The sequence below is a fragment of the Staphylococcus sp. HMSC034G07 genome, assembly GCF_001835975.1.
Lineage (GTDB): Bacteria > Bacillota > Bacilli > Staphylococcales > Staphylococcaceae > Staphylococcus > Staphylococcus ureilyticus.
The window spans coordinates 17,481-39,828 of record NZ_KV826600.1 but is presented as its reverse complement, the minus strand read 5'-3'; the positions used below and the strand labels follow the sequence as shown (position 1 = coordinate 39,828).

Sequence of the window (22,348 nt, the reverse complement as noted above, 5' to 3'; positions counted from 1 at the left end):
AATGATGAACCCCCTTAAGCATAGGCTTGAGGGGTTTTTTGTGGTTAAAGGGGGAAGTAAAGAGAAGAATAATTTGTGTATACTTATCTAAAAACAGTATATGTAAGACAATTATCATCAAAGGAATGATTCAGGTAGCAAAATGCTCATATATAAGGTTATAACCTATTTAAGAATGAAAAATAGCACAACTATAACTATGAAGATAAAAATAAGATTATTGATAATGATGTGCTTTCTGCGAATGAGATACTACATTTATTATCTAATGCAGCAGTAGGGGAAGAAACTGAACTAAAAGAAGTAGTCACCAAACGTGGTGAGTATGTTAAGAACCCAGATACAGGAAAGTACAATATCATATACAACGAAAGTGTTGAGATGGTGGAAGTACCTATTAAGATTAGTGATCGTTTAAAAGCACGTGATCTACTTGGCAAATACCACACACTATTTACAGATAAGCATGAACTCACTGGTGATACACCGGTAATCATTAATGTAGGTGAGTGGGATGATGAAGCAGAAGAGGAAATGGATAAGAAATGCCCTAATAGAACTAAAATTATAGATGATGTTCCATTGGAAGATTAGAAATAAGCCCATTATCAATGATAGTGGGCTTGTTATTTTAAGTGAGTAAATCAAGTATTAATTTTGATAAATAGTTTTCGACGAATGCTGCTCCTATAAATAAAGGTAAAGCAATAAAAATGTAAATTTTTATTAAATTAGTTATTGCTAGTTTGATAGAAACATTCTGTTTCTTGTTTTTTCTTAAAAGATTGCTAATCTTTCTGATAATAGATTGATTTAATTTGAATAGGCTACTAGCAACAAAGCAAAATGCTAATATTTCTATCAAGAAGTGAGGGATTGTAGATATGGTTAGCATAATTCCTTTATAATTATCAAAGTTAACTGCAAATCCTAAAGCTATAGCAGGAGAAATTGTTGTACTGATTATATTTAAATAATATAAAAAAGGAATTGGAATGATAGCTAGTATCAGCATTTGAAAAGGAACTCTAAAGCCATTGTTTAATATATATTCCCAAACTTTTTGTAAACCTTCTGCATTGGCCACATTTTTAGGTATACCATTAAATATGTTTTTAATGGTTTCAGTAGAAGGACTAAATATAATAGCCAGAATAAAAGTGATGATAAAAATCAATAATGTTATAGCTAAAAAGCTTAATGTTCTTTTGATATAAGTAGCATCATAAATTTTAAGCATGTTTCCTCCATTAATAAAGATTGTTTATATAACTAATATCACACTATCAAATATTTATTGAAATTTATAGGTTGTTCAAATAAAGTGCTATAACTTCAACCCATCAGTATCAGTTCTGTTAGGTGGTTTTGTTATTGTTACATTTATTAACTCAATTTATATGTATGGACAATATAAGTTGTTTTTTGATTATGTTAATATACCTGTGAGTTACACTCAATATTATTAAAAAAGAAAAGTATAAGGAGGAAGCTATGTTAAGTGGATTGTACGATGTTCTAGGCTTTTTTATTGACCTTTTTATGGGAGAGTATTCCCAATTTTATTTAATAGTATTTATATTAATAATTGTGTTAGCTGCTATAATAGATTTGTTTATATCGATTGGTTCTAAGAAATCAGAAAATAAATTATTATTATTCATTAAGAGTTTAGGTATTCATTTCGTTGGTATTATAGTCTTTTGCGGTATTCTGTTATTCATAAATAGGATGTTAACTTTTATACCATTCTTTCATATTAACTTCCAATCAGAAGAGTTAATGGGTTTAACTGGTATTACATTATATTTATCATTACTTTTTGTATTGTTTGTAGGACTATTTTTCATGAAAATGAGGGGGCATAAATTCTTTCATGTTGTAATACAGTTTTTTATTGCTATAGCTATTTTTTACATAGGGACTTTATTATTAAATTTCTCAGTACCATTTAACATACCAATTATACTAGCAGATATTGCTATAGTTGTTTTAATTGGGAATGTATTATTGGAATATATAGAAAAGGTGGATTAGTTATGTGGATAGCAATATTCGGTATGTGGTTTTGTATAGGTATGGCATTCTTAGCTATTTATTTAAATAAGGAGAAATAAATATGTCTGCACCTTATGTAGTAATGTTACTACTCACTATAATTGCAGTTACAATGATGATTATTATATGTATGATTTTGAATAAATCCATGATATATATGTTTATAATACTATTCATTCACTCAACACTTTTATTTATCATTCGCTATTTCTGGCAAAATAAAGAATTAGGGGAAGCTTTTACAAGATCATTTGACCTCGTTACGATAACTATCGTAGTTATCTTTACTATTTTGAAAATCAATAAGACTAAATCAAATGAGTAGTATTAAGATACTGTAAATATTATCGCACTATTTAATTGCGTATAATATAATTGTGCATGAAGTTCCTCCAGAACTTTATCCCTTAGGGTTCCTTCGGGGACGCTTCACAAATTAAAATATCACCTTCTTATTTATAATTGTGTTATTTTATGAAATCACTCTAACTATTTTTATAGTTAATTCAAAACTGCTCGGGCAGGCACTTATGTGCTCGCCCTATTTTTATGTGTTAATATCAAATATTATACAATCAGTAATAAATTGATTTTAATATCACAAAGGAGTGTTATTGATTTGAAAAGGAAGGGTGAACTAGATCAAGGATTTATTATGCCAACTATGTTAAATGTATTTTCTTACTCGGACTTATTTTCATCTCACAATTAGAAAATTTATTTATATTAATACCTTATGTTCTTGTAATGGGAGTAAATGTAGTTTATTTAGTTGTTAAGTCTATGAAATTTAGAAATGACCGAAGATTATAAAAGGTTTGTTTTATTAATAGTATGTTAGTATACGGTTTGTTATGAACTACATAAAATATAAGGAGAAGATTATGTTATCCATTGAAAAAAGTTTTATGAAAAGGGCTAATAAATTTTTCATATTTACTGTAGGTATAACTGTAGCAATTATTTTCATATTTTACATTCTTGGCTTGATGATAGATGATTTTAGCGATTTTTCAAAAGCTAGTATAAATGACGAGCACAAATTTAAACTAGTAGGTTTATTTACATATTTTTTTAATAATGGGTTCATTTTACCTTTCATAATGCTGATACTTGCTATTATACCAATACCATTTTTATATTATTTGAATATGCTATCAACTGTTTTTTCATTAGGTATGTTAATTGGCATACACTTTGCATATAATTTCACGGATGGAATAAGGCTGTTTCTTGGATTTTTGCCGCATCTATTAATTGAAATTTATAGTTCAAGCTTAATGCTTTCAATACTTTATGTTATTAACAAAGTTATTATTAGTAAGTTAATGAATTTATTCAGAAAAAAACCTATTAAAATGAAACCAATTTACATAATATTAATTGACAGTATTAAAAGCTATATTCTTTATTATTTACCAATTGTATTACTAGCAGCAATAATGGAAACTTATGTTTCACCTCTTTGGTATGGTTTTTTATTATCATTATTTTAATATTTAACCCGTTACCTTTGATTTGAGGAGTGGACATGCAATGGGCAAACACTTATCTGCTCACCCTATTTTTGTTATATTTATATTAGAATTTAGATTAATTAGACTGAAATAAAGTTTGCTAAAAAGGGGTTGTATTTTGAAGATATTTTTGTCCTTTATATATTTTTTGGTTTCATTTTTTGTTTTGAAATCCCTATTGGATTTAGTATTACCAATTGAATTTGATATGTATGCAAATCTAATTTCTTCATCATTTTTTGCATTCGTTATGACACCATTTTCCTTTGTGCTTAAAAAGTTTAAAGATAAAAAATAGAATATATGTTTATACGAAAAAATTATTAATTGTAAACAGTTCTGAAGATCAACGTTAATAAAGGAATTGGAAAAAATAACAATGTGAATGTTTGAAAAATGAGGTGTTGTAATGAAGAGTTTAAATGTTATATCTAATATATTGATTTTATTAATTATAGTAACTTCCATATTAACAATATTGGATTTAACAGGTCTTATAAATTTTCCTTTTTCTTTATCCGTTGTAGGTTTAATACTTATCTTAAATTATTGGATTGAAACTAAAAAAGAAGGAAAAACTGAAGTTCTTTACTTATCAGTAGGTGCAGTTTTGTTTATTTTAGGTTTAATAGAGATTTTGTTCTTTTAGAAAGGAGTTTTCTCTTGTATTGATACTAAGATCAGTACCATAATGTGCTTGCCCTATTTTATTTTATAAATAAAAATATTTTGATTAATTATATTGTGAAATAATGAAAAATGTAAAGGAGTGGGTTATTTGAAATGGTTTTTACTTATTGTACAAGTGATTTTAGGGATGTTTTTAGTATTTTTTGCATATAAACAAATGAATCAAGACCATTTAGACACATGGTTTGGAGTTTATGTTATATTGTTTGCAATTTTTGTGGCTTGGTATTCTAAACATTATTATAAAAGTTAAGAGTTCAGAAGCTCAACGTCAATAATGCAATATTGTTTTATATTTTAAAAAGTGAAAGGAGCTTTTTATTATGAATGAAAAAAATCGTGGTATTTTTTCTATGATTTCTTTGATTATTTCTTCTATATTTTTCTTCATTAGTCTTGTTGTTTTTGCCTTTCAAATAAATTCAGATGTGGCTTCTTTATGTACAACTTTAGGAATTTTATTTGTTGGTGTTTATGGAGTATTAGCTAAATTTAAACTAGGTTATATAGCGATTATTTTAGCTTTAATAGCTATAGTTTTGAACTTAGTGTTTTAGGTTTTAGAAACGAGTTCTTCTTGTCTTTATACATAATATAACTACCTATTAGCAGAAGTGTTGGTGAGTTTTGTAATACATAGCGAACAATTGAAAGTGTTTTAGCCAAATAGGACATTTACTTATGTATTTGTCCTATTTTTTAATGAGTAGAGACAAATGACAATTTAACACTTATGATTTTAAATATCTAAAAATTAATGATAGAATACAATTAGATTAAGCTTAATTTGATATGTAAAACGATTAATTAATCATTATTATTGAATTTCAAAAATTATTGGAGTGATTTTCATGGCAAAACCATTATTTGAAACAACTGTCATAAGTAATGGAGGAAGAGATGGAAAAGTTTTTAGTGAAGATAATACATTTTATCAAGACTTAGCTGTTCCAAAAGAAATGGGTGGCAACGGCGTTACAGAGTCAAACCCTGAACAGTTATTTGCAGCAGGTTACAGCTCTTGTTTTAACAATGCGCTAATGCATATTTTGAAAGGTGCAGGCAAAGGTACAATTGAGCCAGAAGTACGTGCGACTGCTTATTTATTGCCAGATAAATCTGATGGCGGTGTGAAATTGGCAGCTGAATTAGATGTATTACTTAAAGATTTCAGCCAAGAAGAAGCGGAGATGTTCGTTGAAAAAGCGCATAATTATTGTCCGTATTCGAAAGCACTAAAACACACGATTGATATTGAAATTACTGTAAGCGTTAATTAAGTAAAGTGATGCAAAAAGCTAGATAAGATTTTTTTGGAATTTTATCAAGCAGTCATATATTTATATAACCGTATCTTAATTGGTGCGGTTATTTTTTATGAAATAATATAATCCAACTAAATGTTTATGTACGTTTATTAAGAATTTGAAGATCAGTGTTATGAGAAATTATAAACACCTAAAATACCATTTTAAAATAAGATTGAATCATATTTAATCATATAAAAAGAGTTGGGAACATTGCTAAGGTGCAGTTTCCAGCTCTTTTTATTTTGACTTAAACATTTTGACAGATTTGATATTACCAATATTTAAATTTAAAACTTACATATTATTACTATTTTCTATCTATATTTTTACTTAAACGAAAATATTACCCTAATAAATGACTCCTTGCAATATTATGGTAATTAGTAATAATTCCATAAATATTTGTTATTAATGTATAAAATATATTGTATACATACAACAGATAACTTCTTGGTAGTTAAGGAAAATTTTATATTACGAATATTCACTTTAACAGTAAAAATGAGTGAGATATTCATATTACAATAACTCTATTAGAAAGGAAGTTTTAAAATGAAAAAGGTACTATTATCTACAGCTTTATTAATGACAGTTGTACAATTTAGCAGTCAAGGGGCAAATGGTGAAGAGATTACTCATGGTATTTTGCATAAGGATGGAAGCTTTACAGAACCAAATGTGTTTCCACATAAAGATATAGCAGAGGTTGAAAAACCTATAGAGTTAAAGGATGGTACGAAGAAAATACCTCATGGTATTTTACATAAGGATGGAAGTTTTACAGAACCAAATGTGTTTCCGCACAAAGATATAGCAGAGGTTGAAGAGCCGAAGGAATTAGAAGATGCTACGAATGAATTTAATCATAAATCTAATAGTGAGACGTCATTGCACAATAATGCAGTAAATGAAAAATTAAAAGATGAAGGTGTTTTAAACCCTAAAAATCCAGGAATAGAAAGTGATCGATTTAATAAAAATCAGCAGTTAGACGCTTCAAAAAATAATGATTTCTCAAAAGTTAACTCTGAAGTAAAAAATTCAAAAAATAGCGTGAAGCACAATGCAATAAAAGAATTACCTGATACAGGCATGATTTCAGATAATAGAATATTAACCATTTTTTTAGCGAGTATCTCATTGATTGCGGGTAGTTTATTATTATGTAAACGTGTTAATTTTAAAGTTTTTCAAAAATAAGACATTTTAGGTATTACTATTGTGATAATCTTACAGTGATATCATTTTGAATAGCATTAACAAAAATTTAAATATTATGATGTGGATGCATACACAATCGTCTACTTTCCATAAGATATTCATAGCTGAAACATTATTATGTTTCAGCTTTTGTTTTTATTTCAAATATAGTGTAATATAAATGTTTTCCTATACAATAAACTTAGGACTGAGACTTAACTTTATTGTAAAGAATACCTACGCCACAGCTGCTATATCCTAATTGATAATCGAATTTAATGATTTCGATATAAGGGTTTTCCTCTAAGAATTCATTAACTTTTTTGTTTAGGCCTTTTTCTGTCATAGCTGTTAAATTTACAAATTTCATATGATGACTCCTTTACTATTTTTGTTTTTATTATATTATACAGTATTTTAGAAACATACTTTTTACAGTTCGAGTTTTAATTCAACTATATCATTGCTCATTTATGGTAGAAAGTTACCATATTTTGATTATTCGATTACAAATTTGAATTAAGTAATAATAGGTAAAATCCTGTTGCCATAACTGCAAACAAACACCACATAAAGCGACATTGTTTACCATTCATTGCTGCCGTACCTTCTTTTTTAGCTCGTCTAATAAGTTTGATATGTAAAAGTATTGTTGAATTTGAAGCATATACAAAAACGAAAATAATACCTAAAAGTGTAAGTAAAAATAGTTGCACAATACCCCTCCAACTTTATGATATTTAGCCCATATAATTTTAAAAATAACTACGTACAATGTTAATTATAAAATAACACATATGTTTTTAGGTTGTAGTAAAAATTTGAATTAATATTTTTATATATATTTAATTATTAAAAATCTTGTGGTACGATATGGATTAAATGAGACGATATCTTGGGGCTCCAGTCATGTCAATGATACTGTTAAGCATTGTTTTAATCGTTAATTTTGTTGAAGCGTTGTATTTAGGAATCAAATTTATTCGGTTGAAAATGCGTAATGCACCAGATCAAGCGTATAAAGATTTAGTGAGTTCTCCGTTTTGGTTAATGTCACTCATTATTTCGATTATATTATTTGTGATTGCATACATATTGAGTTGAAAAACTTTAATTGTGGTTAAGTGGGATTTTCTATATTTTATAAATAAAAAGTTATTGTATTTGTGATGCCCAATTTTTTAAAACTATACAACAGACTGTCTTTATTTCATTTTAAATGAATTTCAGTATAGGAATAATGTAAATTAACATAGCGAAAAAAGGGAGTAATCCAATGAAATTTTCATCTATATTAATCAGTATGATAACTGGTTTACTTATGTTTTTAGTGACGTTTTATACTAGCAATCATTCTGTTATACCATCATTAGTTATGGGGATTGTCGGTTTAGTAACAAATATATGGATTGGCATCGAAGCAAAAAAGCGATTATGAGCATTAAAATGGTAGAAAATATTAGAAGTATTAAAGACTGAGGCAAATGTTGTCTCAGTCTTTATTTTATCATTCAGCAATTTTTGTATTTATGAATGTTATTATGGTGGTATTACTATCAAAACTTAGGAATCTATTTTATGCATCATCAATCCAATAAGGAATAATGAACTGTTAGACGATATCATCTTATACTCATAGAATATAATGTATTTTAATAGTATAAAATAATGAAATGTTTTAAAAATTTTTAAAAAGGATAGATATAAAATAGGTTCATTATAAGGAGATGATGTATATGGTTTCGGTGTTTTTAGAAACGATATAGAGAATCGATAATATTTTATAAATTTATTAAATTACTTCCTTGAAATATAAGTATAAAAAAGAATGATCTAAATTAAAGTTTAAAATATCATTTCAGGGTATAGATGTAATATATAACTTTTGGAGTAATTTTATTTTATTGTAAGTGGTACGGCATGATTTATTGTTTTACGTTTATTGTCAAAAAGATAGCATGTAACCTTAATATGAGATGGATTTTGTGAATGAAGTGGGGGATATGTATGGTTAATTATTACAATAAAGATATCAAAATTGATAGAACTAATGAGATGCGCACGGATGAAATTTCTAAAATGATTGAAGAGGGTGGACTTGGTGCTGATCAATATTATGTTATAGATAAGTATCAGCCTAACCATAAGAGATTAGTAGAAAATATCGATCAATTTCGGCAAGAATTAGTTCAAATGGATAATGATGATTTGGTAGACATTTTGATTATTAACACTCAAGAAAACACAAGTTCTAAATACAGCCAAGCATTAATGATCATTAAGCATGAAATAGTCAAAAGAATGAATAACTAAGGTGCAGTCACTAAATAATTACAAACAAAGCGCACAAGTTAGAAAACATATTTTGCAAATAAATAATTCTATCTTGTGCGCATTATTATATTATTAGCTCATCAAAATAATATTTTTATTAAGTGTATTGTTTTGATTCATAATGTGATGTTTAAAGGTGATTGAATGCTTTTTTAGGTACTTTATTTTTAGGCACTTCTTTATAACTTTGGACATGCCCAAGTTCGGTGTCTAATTTTAAGTAATGATTTGTTTTTAAGGGTTTTTCACCAAAACCATTAAAATCTAAATGTCTTTTTTCACCTTTTTTGTTATATCCATTTTGCTTATAATTATATGTGACAAGGGTTTCTCCATCATCACTTTTGTTGTGCTCAACTTTTGTTGGCTTTTGAGTTTTTACATAATATGCTTCATTAGTAATGAGCGGATTTAATTTGGCAAAACTAACAACATCAGGATTGTCCGAATGTTTTTCTGCATAAACTTTCCAGCCAAAAAGGCCGATAAAAACAATGATAATGATAACAAAGATATTTAGAAGTACTTTTACAAACCTGTTCATACTTATTACCTCCTTAAAGTAACTATCTATAATGTAAAAGTTATTTGATTTGTTCGCTATATTTTTAAGTTACAAAAATGCATTTTAATATAACGATTTTGTCATTTTTCATATTCAATTAAATTATATATTTCAAATGGATTATATTACTAAAAATAAAGTGCAAAATATATTTATTTGAAAATAGGGGTATACAAAGGTCTGATTATTCGTTATACTAGGCATTAAGTAATTTAGTTCGTGAAATTGATTTGTAGTTTTATTCTTTTGAATTTACTCCTTTTGATTTTTTAGACAGATTACAAATTTTTGTGCAAAAGCACTTGGAGGATTTTTATTATGAATAACGGTACAGTTAAATGGTTTAACTCAGAAAAAGGTTTTGGTTTTATCGAAGTAGAAGGCGGAAACGATGTATTCGTACACTTCTCAGCAATTAACCAAGACGGCTACAAATCATTAGAAGAAGGACAAGCTGTTGAATTCGAAATCGTTGAAGGCGACCGTGGACCTCAAGCAGCTAATGTTATTAAATTATAATAACGCATAAAAAAGACGAGCAACGCTCGTCTTTTTTTATTTGTCTTAAAATCGATCTCTGAAGTTATATACATGTATTTACTTTAAAAGGTGTTAATTCAAAGTCAACTTGTTAGTTATGACTCGGATTTGCACCTATTTTTTTACTACCAATAAAATATTAATGACTCTTGCAAGATTGCTTAGCATTAATACATCATTTGAAGCCAATTTTATAAAAGAATGGTAATAGCCACAAACAGCAGCATAAAAATTGATTTTTGGGTGTATGCATGTAGAATAATTTTTAACATCATTTTGGGTTGAAATAGAGCCTTTTTTAAGTACTTCAATGAGAAATTACATATAAATACGTTGTATTTTGACGAGACGCTTGAGGGAGCAGGACAAGTTGAAGACTACAAGCTGAAGTTGTCCCCTAAGAAAGTGAGCCAACAATACGAAATATTGAATAATAAAATAGCTATGAAAAAATCTATCGTCATAGATTTCTTCATAGCTAATCTTAGTATGTTTTTTACACCCTTCAAGTTGTTGAAGCGTTGCTACTTTCACTTAAATAGATTTAATATTATACTTCACGCGTATTATCCGCTTTATTTTTTGTTTTTATCAGTAGTGTTAATATAAAACCAATAATTAATAATAGCGTAGTGAATGCAAATGCTGCGTCGACACCTTGTACAGTCGCTTGTTGTGCAATATCTGCTTTGGACTGATGCTTACTTGGAACATAGTTTGTACGAACAATTGCCATAATTGTAATCATAATGGCAGTACCAATCGCACCTGCAATAATTCTTAAAGAATTAATAATCGCAGTACCGTGTGAAATATTTTTACTTTCTAATGCGTTAATACCAATTGTATTCAGTGGCATAATAATCAATGCTACAGCAAACATTCTTATAGCGTAAATGACGACAATATACCAATAAGGTGTGTCTGAAGTTAAGAAACAATGTAGTATTGTCATAAAAATTAAAAGGACAAATCCAGGAATCGCCAATACTTTCAAGCCATATTTGTCATATATTTTCCCTGTATAGACGGACATGAATGCGTTGACTACTGCACCTGGTAAGATAACAAGACCTGACAAAATTGCAGATAGACCTAAGCCTGATTGGACATAAATTGGAATCAATAATGCTGGGCCTACAATTCCGATAAATAATACCATAGACGCAAATGCAGATAGTGAAAATGTACGATTTGTAAATACGCGCATATTTAATAGTGGATTATCGATTCTAATTTGTCTTGTTACGAAAATGGTAACAATCAAGATTCCCACAATAAGTGAAATAATAACGATTGGTGATGTGAAACCTAAGTTGCCTGCGCTGCTAAAGCCGTAAAGCATTAAACCAAAACCTAATGTTGAATATATAACAGAAGTTTTGTCTAATTGTGTATGTTTGGTTTCGTTATTACTTTCTACAAATATTGCGCCTACAATAAATGCGATAATCGCAATAAAAGCTACCACAATAAATGGTGCTCTCCAGCTAAATGTATCAATTAAAAATCCGGTTAAGGTTGGTCCGATTGCTGGGGCTGATTGTGCTACTATACCGGTAAGTCCCATTGCAAATCCACGTTTCTCAGAAGGGAACAGTGTAAATACAGTGAATTGCATAAGCGGTAAAAGTATCCCTGCACCAATCGCTTGAATTACACGTGCAAACATGAGTAAGCCAAATGTAGGTGAAAGTGCTGCAATGATTGAACCAATTAAGAACGCACTCATAGAAAAAATATAGAGCGGTCTTGTGTGAAATCGATCCATAAGAAAGGCTGTTAGTGGAATCATGATACCATTCACTAACATAAAGCCTGTAATCAACCATTGAGCAGTTGTGTCAGTTATTTCTAATCCCGTAATAATTGCTGGTAGTGCGGTGTTGAGCAATGTTTGATTTAGCATCGCTACAAAAGCACTACTTAGCATAACTAATATAATCGTATTTCTTTTTTTATTAGATATAACATTCTCCGACATTATAAATGCATCTCCTTTTTATAACATCCCATCGATAAATTTTAATTATTTTAAGTTAGCAAAGCAAACCATTCGGTTTAAAAAATTAATATTTTTTGCAAAGAATTTTTAGAGAAAATGAATGCATAGATAATATAGGTTGGAATCGCTTGTTTTAGAGGTAACATAGATCACTGTTGTTTAATTAATGGAAAAAGCTACGCTGTTTGCATGATTGCGCAAACAGCGTAGCTTTTTTAAATAGATGGAGCGATTAATCGAAATGAATCATTTCAGATACATATAAAGCGATACGTATATTTAAGGAATGAACAGGGTCTTCAATATTTGTACCAATCATATTACTGCATTTATTGATTCTATATTTTACAGTATTTCTGTGTATAAATATTTTATCTGCCGTTTTTGTTATATCGCATTGATTATCCATGTACACTTTTAAAGTTTGTTTTAATTCTAAATCTTTTTTTTGTTTTGGATAACTCAGTGGGCCCAAAGTATGTTTTACGAAAGGTAATAGCTTTTCTTGAGGGATAAGTTGTAATAGCTCCTGAATATCTTTGGAATGATATTGTGAGATAAAAGTTTTTGCATGATTTAGCAGTTCATTTTCAAAGGCTTCATTTGCTTCAAAAAATGAAGAAGGTAACTGTGTGAATTCTGTTACTTCATTTCCGATACCAAATGAAATCGTATCATCAAAGTACTCACTATAACTTTGTTGTATTTTTTTTAGGTATTCAAAGTAATATTCATGTCGATTTTGGATTAATATCGCAAAACGATCGTTACTCGGTAATTTATAAACGCTGATATAAGAATCAATATCAGTTAATTTATGCTTTAACCAAAGGAATGTGAGATGGTGCCGCTCATTTAAGTAGTAACTATTTTCTAGATTATTTTTGGTGTCAATGCCGCAAATGATAATTTGATAATAGTCAGAGGGATAAATATAATATTGTCTTAATAAATCAGCATGCTTTTTGATCGAAAGGGTTTGATCGTTTTGATTATTGACTAACGATTCGAAAAATCGATTAATATCATTTTCTTCGGCCTCTTGTATTTTGGTGTTTTTGTATAAGGCGAAACTTAACACGCTGACTACTTGTTCGAGTGTTAATAAACTAAAGGGGTAGGAAAGCTTATTAACTTGAGAAACCATTAAATAGTATGGAAAGTATGTGTAACCTAATACTTTGAAAATTACATGGTCTTTATTTTCAAAGACGAGGTTATTTTTATCATATGTTAGCGCATCTTGATAATGGTTCATGAAATATTTGGTATGTTCAGCCATTAAAACGTTACCTTGTCTATAATGACGGCTGTATGCTTCAGGTGCTTTGAAAGGATCGAATAGAATGATAGGTACACCTAAGAGTTTGCTCATGCGCTCAATCATAGTATCAATACTGAAGCCTTTGATTAATAATTGGTTTAATTCTTGTTGTACTTGTAATGCATAATTTAACTTTCCAGTTTCAGAGTCAGAAATAAATGAAGAAATCTCGTGTGTAATTTCACCTAAGTTCCAACTTTCTGGTATTTCAATTAATGGGAATTCGATAGCATCCGCAAAATCAATGACATCTTGCTCGATTTCGTGTAAAAATCTTGAAACTTTGATTCCAAGTCCAGCAGTGTGTATATCATTTAAATCTTTAATTAACTTTTTTAAGTTATCTTGATTATCTTGAAACAAGACACCGGTTGTTAAAATAAAAGAATTATTTGAAGTAAAATGCTTAATATCATTATTTTCAGTAATGTCTAAATTTGTCACTTCTGCTGATAAATCTCCGTTGCTATTTAACAATTTTAAGCCTTTAAATTGGGGAACGGATAAAATTTCGTTTAGAGTAGTCATAATTATGTCCTCCGCTTCTGATTTACACAATCACTAGTAATGAAAATGCATGAAAATATATATAATGATAAATTCTATTTGTCTGTATTTATCTTAAAAAAACAGGGTTTTTGTCAATTTGTGATAACGATTGTTCAAAATGTTCAAAAAATTTAATGTATATCATTAATTATACACTTATTTTGTTCGATTCCTATAATTTTATTGTTTAGAAATGTCATTAATAACAAAGAAAAACGCTTACACTCGTACTACACTTATAACTGAAGATTATACAACTAGTTATTAGCTTGTTAAAGTAAAGGAGATAAAAATAGAATGGGAAGACAGGAGAACAATGCGGCATTATCACAAGCGGTTTTCGAGAAGCGCGGTTATAATAAAGATATAATGCCTAAGACACCGACACAAAGAAATAACTCCGCATTTAACTTTTTCACACTATGGATGGGTGCTGTCCATAATATACCTAACTATACTGCAGTTGGGGGATTCTTATTATTAGGACTATCGCCATTACAAGTCATATTTGCATTAATATTAAGTTCTTTTGTAATCGCTTTATTATTAGTTAGTAATGGTTATGCTGGTTCTAAATACGGTATTCCATTTGCTATGCATTTACGTCATACATATGGTGATGTAGGCGCGAAGTTACCTGGTATCCTACGTGGCGTTGTCGCAGGTATCGCTTGGTTTGGTCTACAAACGTTTGCGGGGTCACAAGCACTATTAATACTATTAAATAAAATATTCCCTGGTTTTGCGGATATTGGACAAGGCATATCGATACTTGGTATTTCTGTTCCAGGTCTCATTGCATTTTTAATATTTTGGGCTATTAGTTTTGCAATTGGATTTGGTGGAGGAGATATTTTAAATAAATTCACAGCTATATTAAATCCACTTATTTATATTGTCTTTGGTGGTATGGCTATCTGGGGCGTTATGGCTGCTGGTGGCGTTGGAAATATTTTAGATTATGAAATTTCTACAAAATCTAGTGGTATCATTTACCCAGCGATTTTATCCTTTATTTTAATTATCAACTCGCTATTAGGTGTGTGGGCAGGACCTGGTGCAAGTGTTTCTGATTTTACGCAAAATGCAAAATCTACTAAAACACAAGTGGTTGGTCAAATTTCAGGTATTGTAGTTGCCCACATTTTATTCGCGATTGCTAGTGTGTTCATCATTATTGGTGGCTCGATTTATCTTGGACATCAAGAATGGAATATCCTAACAATTATTAATGAATGGAGCAACTTCTGGGCGATTCTGATATCTACTGGTGTGCTATTGATGACGACGATTTCAACAAATGCGACGAGTAATATCATCCCAGCAGCATATCAACTCACTGCACTTTTACCAAAATGGATTAACTATCGTCGTGGCGTAATTATTGCCTCGGTATTGAGTATAGTCATTATGCCGTGGAAGATGATGGAAGAGGAAGATAGTATTTTCTTATTCCTAAACGCGATAGGTGCTATTCTTGGTCCGGTAGCAGGTGTTATGATTGTTCATTTCTATATTGTGTCTAAATGTCACATTGATATAGATAAGTTGTATTTTGATTTGAAAGAAAAAGAGCACAAAATACCACGTATTAATATTTCTGCATACGTCGGAACGGTTGCTGGTGTCATCATTTCACTATTAGGATTTTTACCAGCATTTACAGTGATATCAGACTTTTCTTGGTTTATAGGCTTTGTCATTGCCGGTGGTGTTTACTTAATTTTACATTATGTATTCCATGCAGAAAGTAGAAAAAAAGGAGGAGCAGATTATAATGAAGTATGATTTGATTATTAAGAATGGTTTAGTCATTTTAGAAGACGGAGAGCAACAAGTTGAAGTCGGTGTTAAAGACGGTAAAATTGTCGCTATTGGTCAAGCATTGGGAGAAGCTGAACAAGTTATTGACGCACAAAATCAAATTGTTTCACCTGGTATGGTGGATGCGCATGTGCATATAACTGAGCCAGGCGGTGGCTATCGTGATGGTTGGGAAGGATATGTTACAGGGACAAATGCTGCTGCTAAAGGTGGCGTGACTTCATTTGTGGAAATGCCATTAAACCAAGTTCCAGCTACAACTGACAAAGCGTCTATCCAAGAAAAATTTGCTGCTGGAAAAGATGAATTATCAGTGGATGTTGCAAGTTATGGTGGTTTAGTACCATATAACTTAAACGGTGGTATTCAAGAATTAGATGAAGCAGGTGTTGTGGCTTATAAAGCTTTCTTAGCAACATGTGGTGACCGTTCTATTGAGGGTGACTTTGAAAATGTTGATGATTATTCATTATATGAAGGTATGAAGCAAATTGCTAAGACTGGCAAAATTTTATCAATTCATTCTGAAAATGCGGCAATCACTGATCGATTAGGTGAGATCGCAAAAGAAAATGGTGAAACGACATTAAGTGCTTACGTGGATAGTCGTCCGGTATTTACAGAAGTTGAACCAATTCGTAAAATTATTTTATTTGCTAAGGAAACGGGCTGTCGTGTGCACATTGTACACGTTGCTTGTGAAGAAGGCGTTGATGAAGTCATCAAAGCACAGCAAGAAGGTGTAGACATTACTTGTGAGACATGTACACACTACTTGTACTTCTATAAAGAAGAATTAGATGACATTGGACCAGTTGTTAAATGTTCTCCACCAATCCGTGAGCAATCTCGTTTAGAGGGAATGTGGAACCGCGTATTAAACGGTGATATTAGTTTTGTAACATCTGACCATTCACCTTGTACGCCAGACTTAAAAGATACTGACAATGCATTTGAAGCATGGGGTGGTATTGCTGGATTACAAAACAACGTAGACATTTTATTCGACGAAGGTGTTCAAAAACGTCAAATGCCATTAACAAAATTTGCTGATATTATTGCGACAGCACCAGCAAAACGCTTTGGTTTAGACACAAAAGGTAGTATTGCAATCGGTAAAGATGCTGACTTCGTATTTATTAAACCAGACGCACCTTATACATTACAAGCTGAAGATTTAGCTTATCGTAACAAAATGAGTCCATATATCGGTCGTGAAATTGGTGCTCAAGTCACACGTACAATTTTAAGAGGACAAGAAATTTATAGTGATGAAGCAGGTATTTCAGACAAACGTATTGGACGTTTTATCTAAAAGTTTCTTGAAAATCTTGAAGTTAAGGATGTTGGAATATTAAAAACAAGCGCAACAAGGATTAATCCGTTTACTAAATGGATTGGTCCATACTGTCGACAAAGTCTCTGACTTTGTTGGCAGTTTTTTTATGCGCGCTTTCTAGGGACACTACCTTAGCTGTCGTCTTTCGCTAGTGTGCTTACCACAGGAGTAGGTATAAACCACTGCCAACATCACTCAAAATGATTACAATATATCAATCAAATCAGTGAGACAAGTGATTCAAAGAAATAGAAGTAAATGTAGCAGACCATTGATATTTAGGGTAGAGCTGAAGATTTAAAATTTGTTAATACTGTAAAGAAACAAAAACTGATCCATTTATTAACGGGACTATTTTTTGTTTTCACAAGCTCTGAACTCGGTTTGAGTGAACGACTCTAGGGAATAATATTACATATTACATTTTTAAGTATCTACATATATCGCTTTTAAAGTGATTGGAGCTTAAAGTCATATTACTTTGATCAAAACATATGGTGAGATGCTTTAAAGCAAAGGGGTTGTAATATTTGGAAAAATTAATTTCTTTTTCGGATTGGTTATGGGGTTATCCACTTGTACTCCTGCTTTTGTTTGCAAGTGTATTTTTGACAGTCTATTTAAATTTTATTCAATTTAGGCATTTTTTCTATATGCTCAAACAAACATTTGGGAGTGTTAATAAAAAACCTAGAGGGGAAGGAACAATTACACCACGTCAGGCTTTAACTTCCGCCTTATCTTCAACTGTAGGTGCAGCTAATATTGTGGGTGTACCTACTGCGATAATGATGGGTGGGCCTGGTGCGGTATTTTGGATGATGGTTATCGCTTTTTTAGGCATGGCTTTAAAATTTAGTGAGAATGTCTTAGGTGTCCACTATCGTGAGCAAAATAAAAAAGGTGAGTTTGTGGGCGGTCCGACTTATTACATGAAAAAAGGCTTTAAAAACAAGAAGTTAGGCACAATTTTTTCGTTGATATTTGCCTTTGCACTGATGATTGAAATTGTTCCAAGTATTATGGTTCAAGGTCATTCTGCAGCGAGCACGATGAAGGATACATTTAATGTGCCTATGGCGGTTTCTGGTGTTATATTAGCAGTTCTTGCTGCACTCGTCGTTTTTGGCGGTGTGAAACGTATTGCTTCGTTTGCTGAAAAAATTGTACCAATCATGGTTGGGCTTTACTGTTTTTTTGGTTTTTTAATCATTTTAATGAATATTAGTCATGTCCCTAATGTTATTTGGTTAGTGATAGAACAGGCATTTAATCCTACGGCAGCTGTAGGAGGTACATTTGGTGCAGCATTAGCTACTACAATTCGTTGGGGCTTTGCGAGAGGGATTTATTCTAATGAAGCTGGTCTTGGTACATCGTCAATTGCGCATGCAGCTGCAAAAACGGACCACCCAGTTCGACAAGCTTTCTGGGGTATCAGTGAAATTGTGGTAGACACGTTAATCATTTGTAGTACCACTGGTTTTGTTGTTTTAGTTTCAGGTGTTTGGAAAGCGAGTGATGCGAAAGCGCAGTCTGCAGCGTTAACTGCCAGAGCATTTGAAAATACTTTTGGTCAATTTGGAAGTATGATGGTATCTATTTCGATGATGTTCTTCGTATTTTCAACCGTTGTAGTAGTTATTTTTTATGGATCAAGAATGGCAGAATTTTTATTTGGACTTACGGCAGGTTGGGTGATGAAAACAATATATGTGCTTTCGATGATCGTAGGTGCGTTAGGTGCTGCACAACAATTGTGGGACTTGCTTGATTTGGCACTTGCAGCCGTATTGATTCCAAACGTTATCGCAGTGATAATGTTATCGCCAAAAGTGAAATCGTTAACCACAGATTTCTTTAAAAATTATAAATAAACCTTATTAATATAAAAAGTACCAAACCTCATACTTGTCATTACTAAAAGGAAATATTGGCTTTAACTTTTAGTACGATGCATCATGAATGAGTGTTATGGTACTTTTAATTGTTGATGATATTTATGATTTCGTGCTCTGAACTGGTAAATGATGTGTCGTATTATAGTCTAGGATGTGCGTGTTATTGTCGTTAATTTCTAATGTACTGAAACTACCATTAGCAAGTCTAGTAATACCAGTGCCGATTGCTCCATTAGAAAAATAATAGAATATAGCATTAATAAAGGCGCCGTGAGAGATAATTAAAATATTTTTATTTGTGTGATCTTGATGTACGGTCTGAATCCCCTTTAAAAAACGTTCGGTAATCATTGCTTCAGTTTCTTTGTTTGGATATTCACGATTCGGAAAACGCGCATCTCGTTCGTAATAAGTAAGGCCTTCTGCATCTCCAAATGCAACTTCAATAAATGATTCCTTTTCATAAAGCGGTATGTTTAACTTTTGTTGAATAATTTGTCCAGTTTCTTTAGCTCTTAGTAATGGGCTCGTAATCATGAGGTCCCATTCATTTTGAAGTAAGGAAGTGCCACAAGCTTGCGCTTGTTTTATGCCTGATTCATTCAATGGGATGTCTGTTCTGCCCTGTAATTTACCAGCAATATTCCAATCTGTTTCTCCATGTCTAATAAAACATATTTTTGTCATTATAAATCAACCTTTACCTTGATGTGTTTTAAGCAGTATCTCTTTGATATTATTAACGATTTTTCTATTTATTATGGTATAACACGATTTAAATTTCCACTTATTATAAATAATCATAACACGTTTGCTTGTGTTAGATGGTGAAACACATATCAACAGGCGTTGGTTTCAAGAACCCTGTGTTTATGAAATGATGCATGATCATGATTGGTGTGATTATGCTGAAAGATTGTATATCATATTGCGATTGATAGGTCAAAAGACTAATATGCATTAAGTTTCCAGTACTGTGTCAACTTTTGCTAATTCGATCGTTGTTGCAATCATCACATTAATACCTTTTTCGATTTGGCTATCAGTTACAGACTCTTTTGGCGAATGACTAATGCCATTTTTACATGGAATAAAAATCATACTTGTAGGACAAATGGGTGCGAAATTCATCGCATCATGACCAGCACCACTATACATATAGCGATATTGATATGCTAGTGCCTTACAACCGTCTTCAGAAATCTTGGCAATCGCTTGATTAAATTGTCGAGGTTGATCCTGACCTAAATCTTCTAATTCATAATCTGCTTGGCGTTTTGTGGTAATGGTTTCGATGTGCGTTTTCATCTCTTCGACAACTTTTTCTCGAATATCTTCATCTTTTCCTCGAATATCGATGAGTAGTGTGACTTCACCAGGAATTGCATTCATTGTATTAGGATAAACGTTGGCATACCCCACAGTCGTTACTATCCCCTTATCATGATAAGCTTGACCTAAGGCTTCGATTTTTAAAATGACTTCAGCAGCAGTAGTCAATGCGTCTGTACGCATCGGCATAGGTGTTGATCCTGAGTGGCTAGTAATACCAGCTATTTGTAACTTGAAGCGGTGTGGTGCAGCAATGTGTGTGACGATGCCAATATCTTTTTGATTATTTTCAAGAATTGGACCTTGTTCAATATGTAATTCTAAAAATGCTTTGATTTTGTTTCTTTCAAATAATGCTGCTTTACCGTTCATATCTTGCGCTAAAGGTGCAACAATATCGTAAAGTACGTTGCCATCGTTATCTTTGATAAATTTCATATCATCTTTTGTCATTTTACCAGTAAGGTATTTACTTCCTAAAGTTGCTTCGTTGAAACGTGTAGATTCTTCGCAAGCAAATGCAATAATTATAATTGGATGATCCGTTTCTATATGATGCGCGTTTAAATGTTCGACTACTTCCAGTGCACCAAGCACACCTAATAGACCGTCATATTGGCCGCCATCCTTTACAGTGTCGATATGTAATCCTAGTACAATTGGTTTTAAAGAAGGATGCTTTCCTTCTCTACGTGCAATAACATTACCAAAGAAATCAAAGTAAACATCTAAACCTGCCTTTTGACATAACATTGAAAATTTTAAGGCTGCGACACGTTCTGGATGACTAAAAGCAATGCGGTTAATCCCCCCGTTTTTGGGGTTGCGAGCAAAATTATTAAATGTTTGAAAATTTTCTATTACATTTTGTAAGTTCATCATTTATCCCCTTCGATATTCAGTTTAATTTGATTCAAAAATTGAATAACTCGTTCATATACTGCTTTACTCGTTGAGTTAACTTCACGATCAAAATCATGGCTGTCTAGGTCTAAACGTTCAAAGTGACTCGTTTCAATTAATCTAGCTATATATTCACTTTCACTATAAGGTACATCAGGATCTCCTGTACAGTGTACAATGAATATAGGAGGGAAGTTTTTCATTTCTTGTGGTGTGATATTATAAGTACTTTGTGTAGATGATTGAATCCCTAAATAGGACATCCAACGTGCTTGACCACGAACATATAAGTAAATTGGATATCTTGTTTGCAACGGCGCAGATGTTAATGGTTTAGATTGAATCAATTGATTTAATATTTTCGGTGTAATTTGTGTAGATAGCGCTTGATATTGTTTATTTGGCTTCAAAAAGGCAGGCACATGTACACGCGAGTAACCATAGAAATCAATGATACTATCAACTTTACGATGACGTGCGACAAGCATAGCTAAAAATGCACCGGCTGAACGTCCGAAGGTAATCAGTGGTAACGAAGGATAAAGTGATTTTAAATGATCGTAGTTACTCAGTGCATCTTCAATAATCGTATCAATATGACTTTCTGGGGCAAGTCGATAGGAAACCATTATTAAGTGATAGGATTCGGATAAAATATCTATATACGCTTGCGGTAAATCGTTTGGTTGTCCAAAAATGAGTCCGCCACCATGAAAGTACATAATGACGCCTTTAGGCCTTTGGTTTTTAGCTGCTATGATGGAATAAGGTAATGGAAAACCATCCTTTGATAGACAAGTAGCTTTTTGTTGAGTCAAATTGACCTAGCCTCCTATTAGATATATTTTGCTAAATATATTATCTCAAATAAAAAACACGACGTATTTGTATAAATCGAATAAAAGTAAAGAACATTATTGTTAGAATTGTGAATGATAAGTCATATGTAAACGCTTA

At 31.4% G+C, this 22,348-nt stretch carries 23 protein-coding genes and 2 pseudogenes; 16 read left to right on the top strand and 9 right to left on the bottom strand.

The window, feature by feature from the left end:
* Positions 1-192 precede the first annotated feature (192 nt).
* Positions 193-594 (top strand): annotated as a pseudogene (locus HMPREF2586_RS04610) (terminase small subunit); the annotation flags it as partial.
* Positions 595-631: 37 nt separating this feature from the next.
* On the opposite strand, the gene HMPREF2586_RS04605 reads toward HMPREF2586_RS04610, so the two are convergent.
* Positions 632-1,240 (bottom strand): stage II sporulation protein M, encoded by a 609-nt coding sequence (locus HMPREF2586_RS04605; protein WP_070658210.1) that lies wholly within the window; start codon positions 1,238-1,240, stop codon positions 632-634.
* Positions 1,241-1,494: 254 nt separating this feature from the next.
* Between HMPREF2586_RS04605 and HMPREF2586_RS04600 the strand changes: the two genes are divergently transcribed.
* From HMPREF2586_RS04600 to HMPREF2586_RS04570, 8 genes and pseudogenes are all read left to right on the top strand, one after another.
* Complete coding sequence (locus HMPREF2586_RS04600; RefSeq protein WP_070658212.1) at positions 1,495-2,037, top strand: hypothetical protein; 543 nt, start codon at positions 1,495-1,497, stop codon at positions 2,035-2,037.
* A gap of 640 nt (positions 2,038-2,677) precedes the next feature.
* Positions 2,678-2,871 (top strand): annotated as a pseudogene (locus tag HMPREF2586_RS13030) (hypothetical protein).
* Between the two features lie 71 nt (positions 2,872-2,942).
* The gene (locus tag HMPREF2586_RS04590; RefSeq protein WP_164987249.1) at positions 2,943-3,554 is read left to right on the top strand and encodes a stage II sporulation protein M; all 612 of its coding nucleotides are present in this window, start codon (positions 2,943-2,945) and stop codon (positions 3,552-3,554) included.
* Positions 3,555-3,984: 430 nt separating this feature from the next.
* Complete coding sequence (locus tag HMPREF2586_RS04585; RefSeq protein ID WP_046207038.1) at positions 3,985-4,224, top strand: hypothetical protein; 240 nt, start codon at positions 3,985-3,987, stop codon at positions 4,222-4,224.
* Positions 4,225-4,353: 129 nt separating this feature from the next.
* Entirely contained in the window at positions 4,354-4,518 is a 165-nt protein-coding gene (locus HMPREF2586_RS12825) for a hypothetical protein (protein ID WP_176745326.1), read from the top strand.
* Between the two features lie 70 nt (positions 4,519-4,588).
* Positions 4,589-4,822, top strand: a complete 234-nt coding sequence (locus tag HMPREF2586_RS04580; protein ID WP_046207037.1) for a hypothetical protein — start codon at positions 4,589-4,591, stop codon at positions 4,820-4,822.
* Positions 4,823-5,116: 294 nt separating this feature from the next.
* Positions 5,117-5,545, top strand: a complete 429-nt coding sequence (locus tag HMPREF2586_RS04575) for an Ohr family peroxiredoxin (protein ID WP_070658219.1) — start codon at positions 5,117-5,119, stop codon at positions 5,543-5,545.
* Between the two features lie 582 nt (positions 5,546-6,127).
* Positions 6,128-6,775 (top strand): hypothetical protein, encoded by a 648-nt coding sequence (locus HMPREF2586_RS04570; RefSeq protein WP_070658221.1) that lies wholly within the window; start codon positions 6,128-6,130, stop codon positions 6,773-6,775.
* 202 nt (positions 6,776-6,977) lie between these two features.
* On the opposite strand, the gene HMPREF2586_RS12820 is transcribed toward HMPREF2586_RS04570, so the two are convergent.
* Positions 6,978-7,145, bottom strand: a complete 168-nt coding sequence (locus tag HMPREF2586_RS12820; RefSeq protein WP_164987248.1) for a hypothetical protein — start codon at positions 7,143-7,145, stop codon at positions 6,978-6,980.
* 136 nt (positions 7,146-7,281) lie between these two features.
* On the bottom strand, positions 7,282-7,491 hold the full coding sequence (locus HMPREF2586_RS04565; RefSeq protein ID WP_046207033.1) for a hypothetical protein: 210 nt from the start codon (positions 7,489-7,491) through the stop codon (positions 7,282-7,284).
* Positions 7,492-7,684: 193 nt separating this feature from the next.
* Between HMPREF2586_RS04565 and HMPREF2586_RS04560 the strand changes: the two genes are divergently transcribed.
* From HMPREF2586_RS04560 to HMPREF2586_RS04555, 3 genes are all read left to right on the top strand, one after another.
* A complete protein-coding gene (locus tag HMPREF2586_RS04560) occupies positions 7,685-7,879 on the top strand; it encodes a hypothetical protein (protein ID WP_046207032.1) in 195 nt (64 codons plus the stop codon).
* Positions 7,880-8,051: 172 nt separating this feature from the next.
* Positions 8,052-8,213 carry a hypothetical protein gene (locus HMPREF2586_RS12815; protein ID WP_157948037.1) on the top strand — a complete coding sequence of 54 codons (162 nt, stop codon included), beginning with the start codon at positions 8,052-8,054 and terminating at the stop codon, positions 8,211-8,213.
* 569 nt (positions 8,214-8,782) lie between these two features.
* Positions 8,783-9,088, top strand: coding sequence for a hypothetical protein (locus tag HMPREF2586_RS04555; RefSeq protein ID WP_046207031.1), 306 nt, complete (start codon positions 8,783-8,785; stop codon positions 9,086-9,088).
* Positions 9,089-9,239: 151 nt separating this feature from the next.
* Here the strand turns inward: HMPREF2586_RS04555 and HMPREF2586_RS04550 are convergent, their stop codons facing one another.
* On the bottom strand, positions 9,240-9,653 hold the full coding sequence (locus HMPREF2586_RS04550) for a YxeA family protein (RefSeq protein ID WP_046207030.1): 414 nt from the start codon (positions 9,651-9,653) through the stop codon (positions 9,240-9,242).
* A 339-nt stretch (positions 9,654-9,992) separates the two neighbouring features.
* Here HMPREF2586_RS04550 and cspD point away from each other — a divergent pair, with 339 nt between their 5' ends.
* Positions 9,993-10,193 (top strand): cold-shock protein CspD, encoded by a 201-nt coding sequence (cspD, locus tag HMPREF2586_RS04545; RefSeq protein ID WP_019469926.1) that lies wholly within the window; start codon positions 9,993-9,995, stop codon positions 10,191-10,193.
* A gap of 571 nt (positions 10,194-10,764) precedes the next feature.
* Here the strand turns inward: cspD and HMPREF2586_RS04540 are convergent.
* Both HMPREF2586_RS04540 and HMPREF2586_RS04535 read right to left on the bottom strand, forming a co-directional pair.
* Entirely contained in the window at positions 10,765-12,198 is a 1,434-nt protein-coding gene (locus HMPREF2586_RS04540) for an MDR family MFS transporter (protein ID WP_046207029.1), read from the bottom strand.
* 253 nt (positions 12,199-12,451) lie between these two features.
* Complete coding sequence (locus tag HMPREF2586_RS04535; RefSeq protein WP_070038342.1) at positions 12,452-14,071, bottom strand: PucR family transcriptional regulator; 1,620 nt, start codon at positions 14,069-14,071, stop codon at positions 12,452-12,454.
* 318 nt (positions 14,072-14,389) lie between these two features.
* Between HMPREF2586_RS04535 and HMPREF2586_RS04530 the strand changes: the two genes are divergently transcribed.
* The 3 genes from HMPREF2586_RS04530 to HMPREF2586_RS04520 all read left to right on the top strand — a co-directional run bounded on the left by HMPREF2586_RS04530 (position 14,390) and on the right by HMPREF2586_RS04520 (position 19,132).
* Positions 14,390-15,880: an allantoin permease gene (locus tag HMPREF2586_RS04530; protein WP_070658223.1), complete on the top strand. Its 1,491-nt coding sequence runs from the start codon at positions 14,390-14,392 to the stop codon at positions 15,878-15,880.
* Positions 15,870-17,231: an allantoinase AllB gene (gene allB / locus HMPREF2586_RS04525; RefSeq protein ID WP_070658224.1), complete on the top strand. Its 1,362-nt coding sequence runs from the start codon at positions 15,870-15,872 to the stop codon at positions 17,229-17,231. Before HMPREF2586_RS04530 ends, allB begins: the two co-directional genes overlap by 11 nt.
* Positions 17,232-17,785: 554 nt before the next feature.
* Complete coding sequence (locus tag HMPREF2586_RS04520; protein WP_046207025.1) at positions 17,786-19,132, top strand: alanine/glycine:cation symporter family protein; 1,347 nt, start codon at positions 17,786-17,788, stop codon at positions 19,130-19,132.
* Positions 19,133-19,255: 123 nt separating this feature from the next.
* On the opposite strand, the gene HMPREF2586_RS04515 is transcribed toward HMPREF2586_RS04520, so the two are convergent.
* The 3 genes from HMPREF2586_RS04515 to HMPREF2586_RS04505 all read right to left on the bottom strand — a co-directional run bounded on the left by HMPREF2586_RS04515 (position 19,256) and on the right by HMPREF2586_RS04505 (position 22,209).
* Entirely contained in the window at positions 19,256-19,843 is a 588-nt protein-coding gene (locus HMPREF2586_RS04515; protein ID WP_070658226.1) for a histidine phosphatase family protein, read from the bottom strand.
* 273 nt (positions 19,844-20,116) lie between these two features.
* Positions 20,117-21,367, bottom strand: a complete 1,251-nt coding sequence (locus tag HMPREF2586_RS04510) for a M20 family metallo-hydrolase (RefSeq protein WP_070812650.1) — start codon at positions 21,365-21,367, stop codon at positions 20,117-20,119.
* The gene (locus tag HMPREF2586_RS04505; RefSeq protein WP_070812649.1) at positions 21,367-22,209 is read right to left on the bottom strand and encodes an alpha/beta hydrolase; all 843 of its coding nucleotides are present in this window, start codon (positions 22,207-22,209) and stop codon (positions 21,367-21,369) included. The genes HMPREF2586_RS04510 and HMPREF2586_RS04505 overlap by 1 nt, the downstream gene beginning before the upstream one ends.
* Positions 22,210-22,348: the final 139 nt, after the last annotated feature.

Excerpts from the sequence above, each read along its gene's own strand:
- HMPREF2586_RS04540 (WP_046207029.1), bottom strand. The coding sequence starts at position 12,198 with ATGTCGGAGAATGTTATATCTAATAAAAAAAGAAATACGATTATATTA.
- HMPREF2586_RS04510 (WP_070812650.1), bottom strand. The coding sequence starts at position 21,367 with ATGAACTTACAAAATGTAATAGAAAATTTTCAAACATTTAATAATTTT.
- HMPREF2586_RS04550 (WP_046207030.1), bottom strand. The coding sequence starts at position 9,653 with ATGAACAGGTTTGTAAAAGTACTTCTAAATATCTTTGTTATCATTATC.
- HMPREF2586_RS04585 (WP_046207038.1), top strand. The coding sequence starts at position 3,985 with ATGAAGAGTTTAAATGTTATATCTAATATATTGATTTTATTAATTATA.
- HMPREF2586_RS04575 (WP_070658219.1), top strand. The coding sequence starts at position 5,117 with ATGGCAAAACCATTATTTGAAACAACTGTCATAAGTAATGGAGGAAGA.
- HMPREF2586_RS04590 (WP_164987249.1), top strand. The coding sequence starts at position 2,943 with ATGTTATCCATTGAAAAAAGTTTTATGAAAAGGGCTAATAAATTTTTC.
- HMPREF2586_RS12815 (WP_157948037.1), top strand. The coding sequence starts at position 8,052 with ATGAAATTTTCATCTATATTAATCAGTATGATAACTGGTTTACTTATG.
- HMPREF2586_RS04555 (WP_046207031.1), top strand. The coding sequence starts at position 8,783 with ATGGTTAATTATTACAATAAAGATATCAAAATTGATAGAACTAATGAG.
- HMPREF2586_RS12820 (WP_164987248.1), bottom strand. The coding sequence starts at position 7,145 with ATGAAATTTGTAAATTTAACAGCTATGACAGAAAAAGGCCTAAACAAA.
- HMPREF2586_RS04570 (WP_070658221.1), top strand. The coding sequence starts at position 6,128 with ATGAAAAAGGTACTATTATCTACAGCTTTATTAATGACAGTTGTACAA.
- HMPREF2586_RS04530 (WP_070658223.1), top strand. The coding sequence starts at position 14,390 with ATGGGAAGACAGGAGAACAATGCGGCATTATCACAAGCGGTTTTCGAG.
- HMPREF2586_RS04535 (WP_070038342.1), bottom strand. The coding sequence starts at position 14,071 with ATGACTACTCTAAACGAAATTTTATCCGTTCCCCAATTTAAAGGCTTA.
- HMPREF2586_RS04515 (WP_070658226.1), bottom strand. The coding sequence starts at position 19,843 with ATGACAAAAATATGTTTTATTAGACATGGAGAAACAGATTGGAATATT.
- cspD (WP_019469926.1), top strand. The coding sequence starts at position 9,993 with ATGAATAACGGTACAGTTAAATGGTTTAACTCAGAAAAAGGTTTTGGT.
- HMPREF2586_RS04600 (WP_070658212.1), top strand. The coding sequence starts at position 1,495 with ATGTTAAGTGGATTGTACGATGTTCTAGGCTTTTTTATTGACCTTTTT.
- HMPREF2586_RS04560 (WP_046207032.1), top strand. The coding sequence starts at position 7,685 with ATGTCAATGATACTGTTAAGCATTGTTTTAATCGTTAATTTTGTTGAA.
- allB (WP_070658224.1), top strand. The coding sequence starts at position 15,870 with ATGAAGTATGATTTGATTATTAAGAATGGTTTAGTCATTTTAGAAGAC.
- HMPREF2586_RS04580 (WP_046207037.1), top strand. The coding sequence starts at position 4,589 with ATGAATGAAAAAAATCGTGGTATTTTTTCTATGATTTCTTTGATTATT.
- HMPREF2586_RS04605 (WP_070658210.1), bottom strand. The coding sequence starts at position 1,240 with ATGCTTAAAATTTATGATGCTACTTATATCAAAAGAACATTAAGCTTT.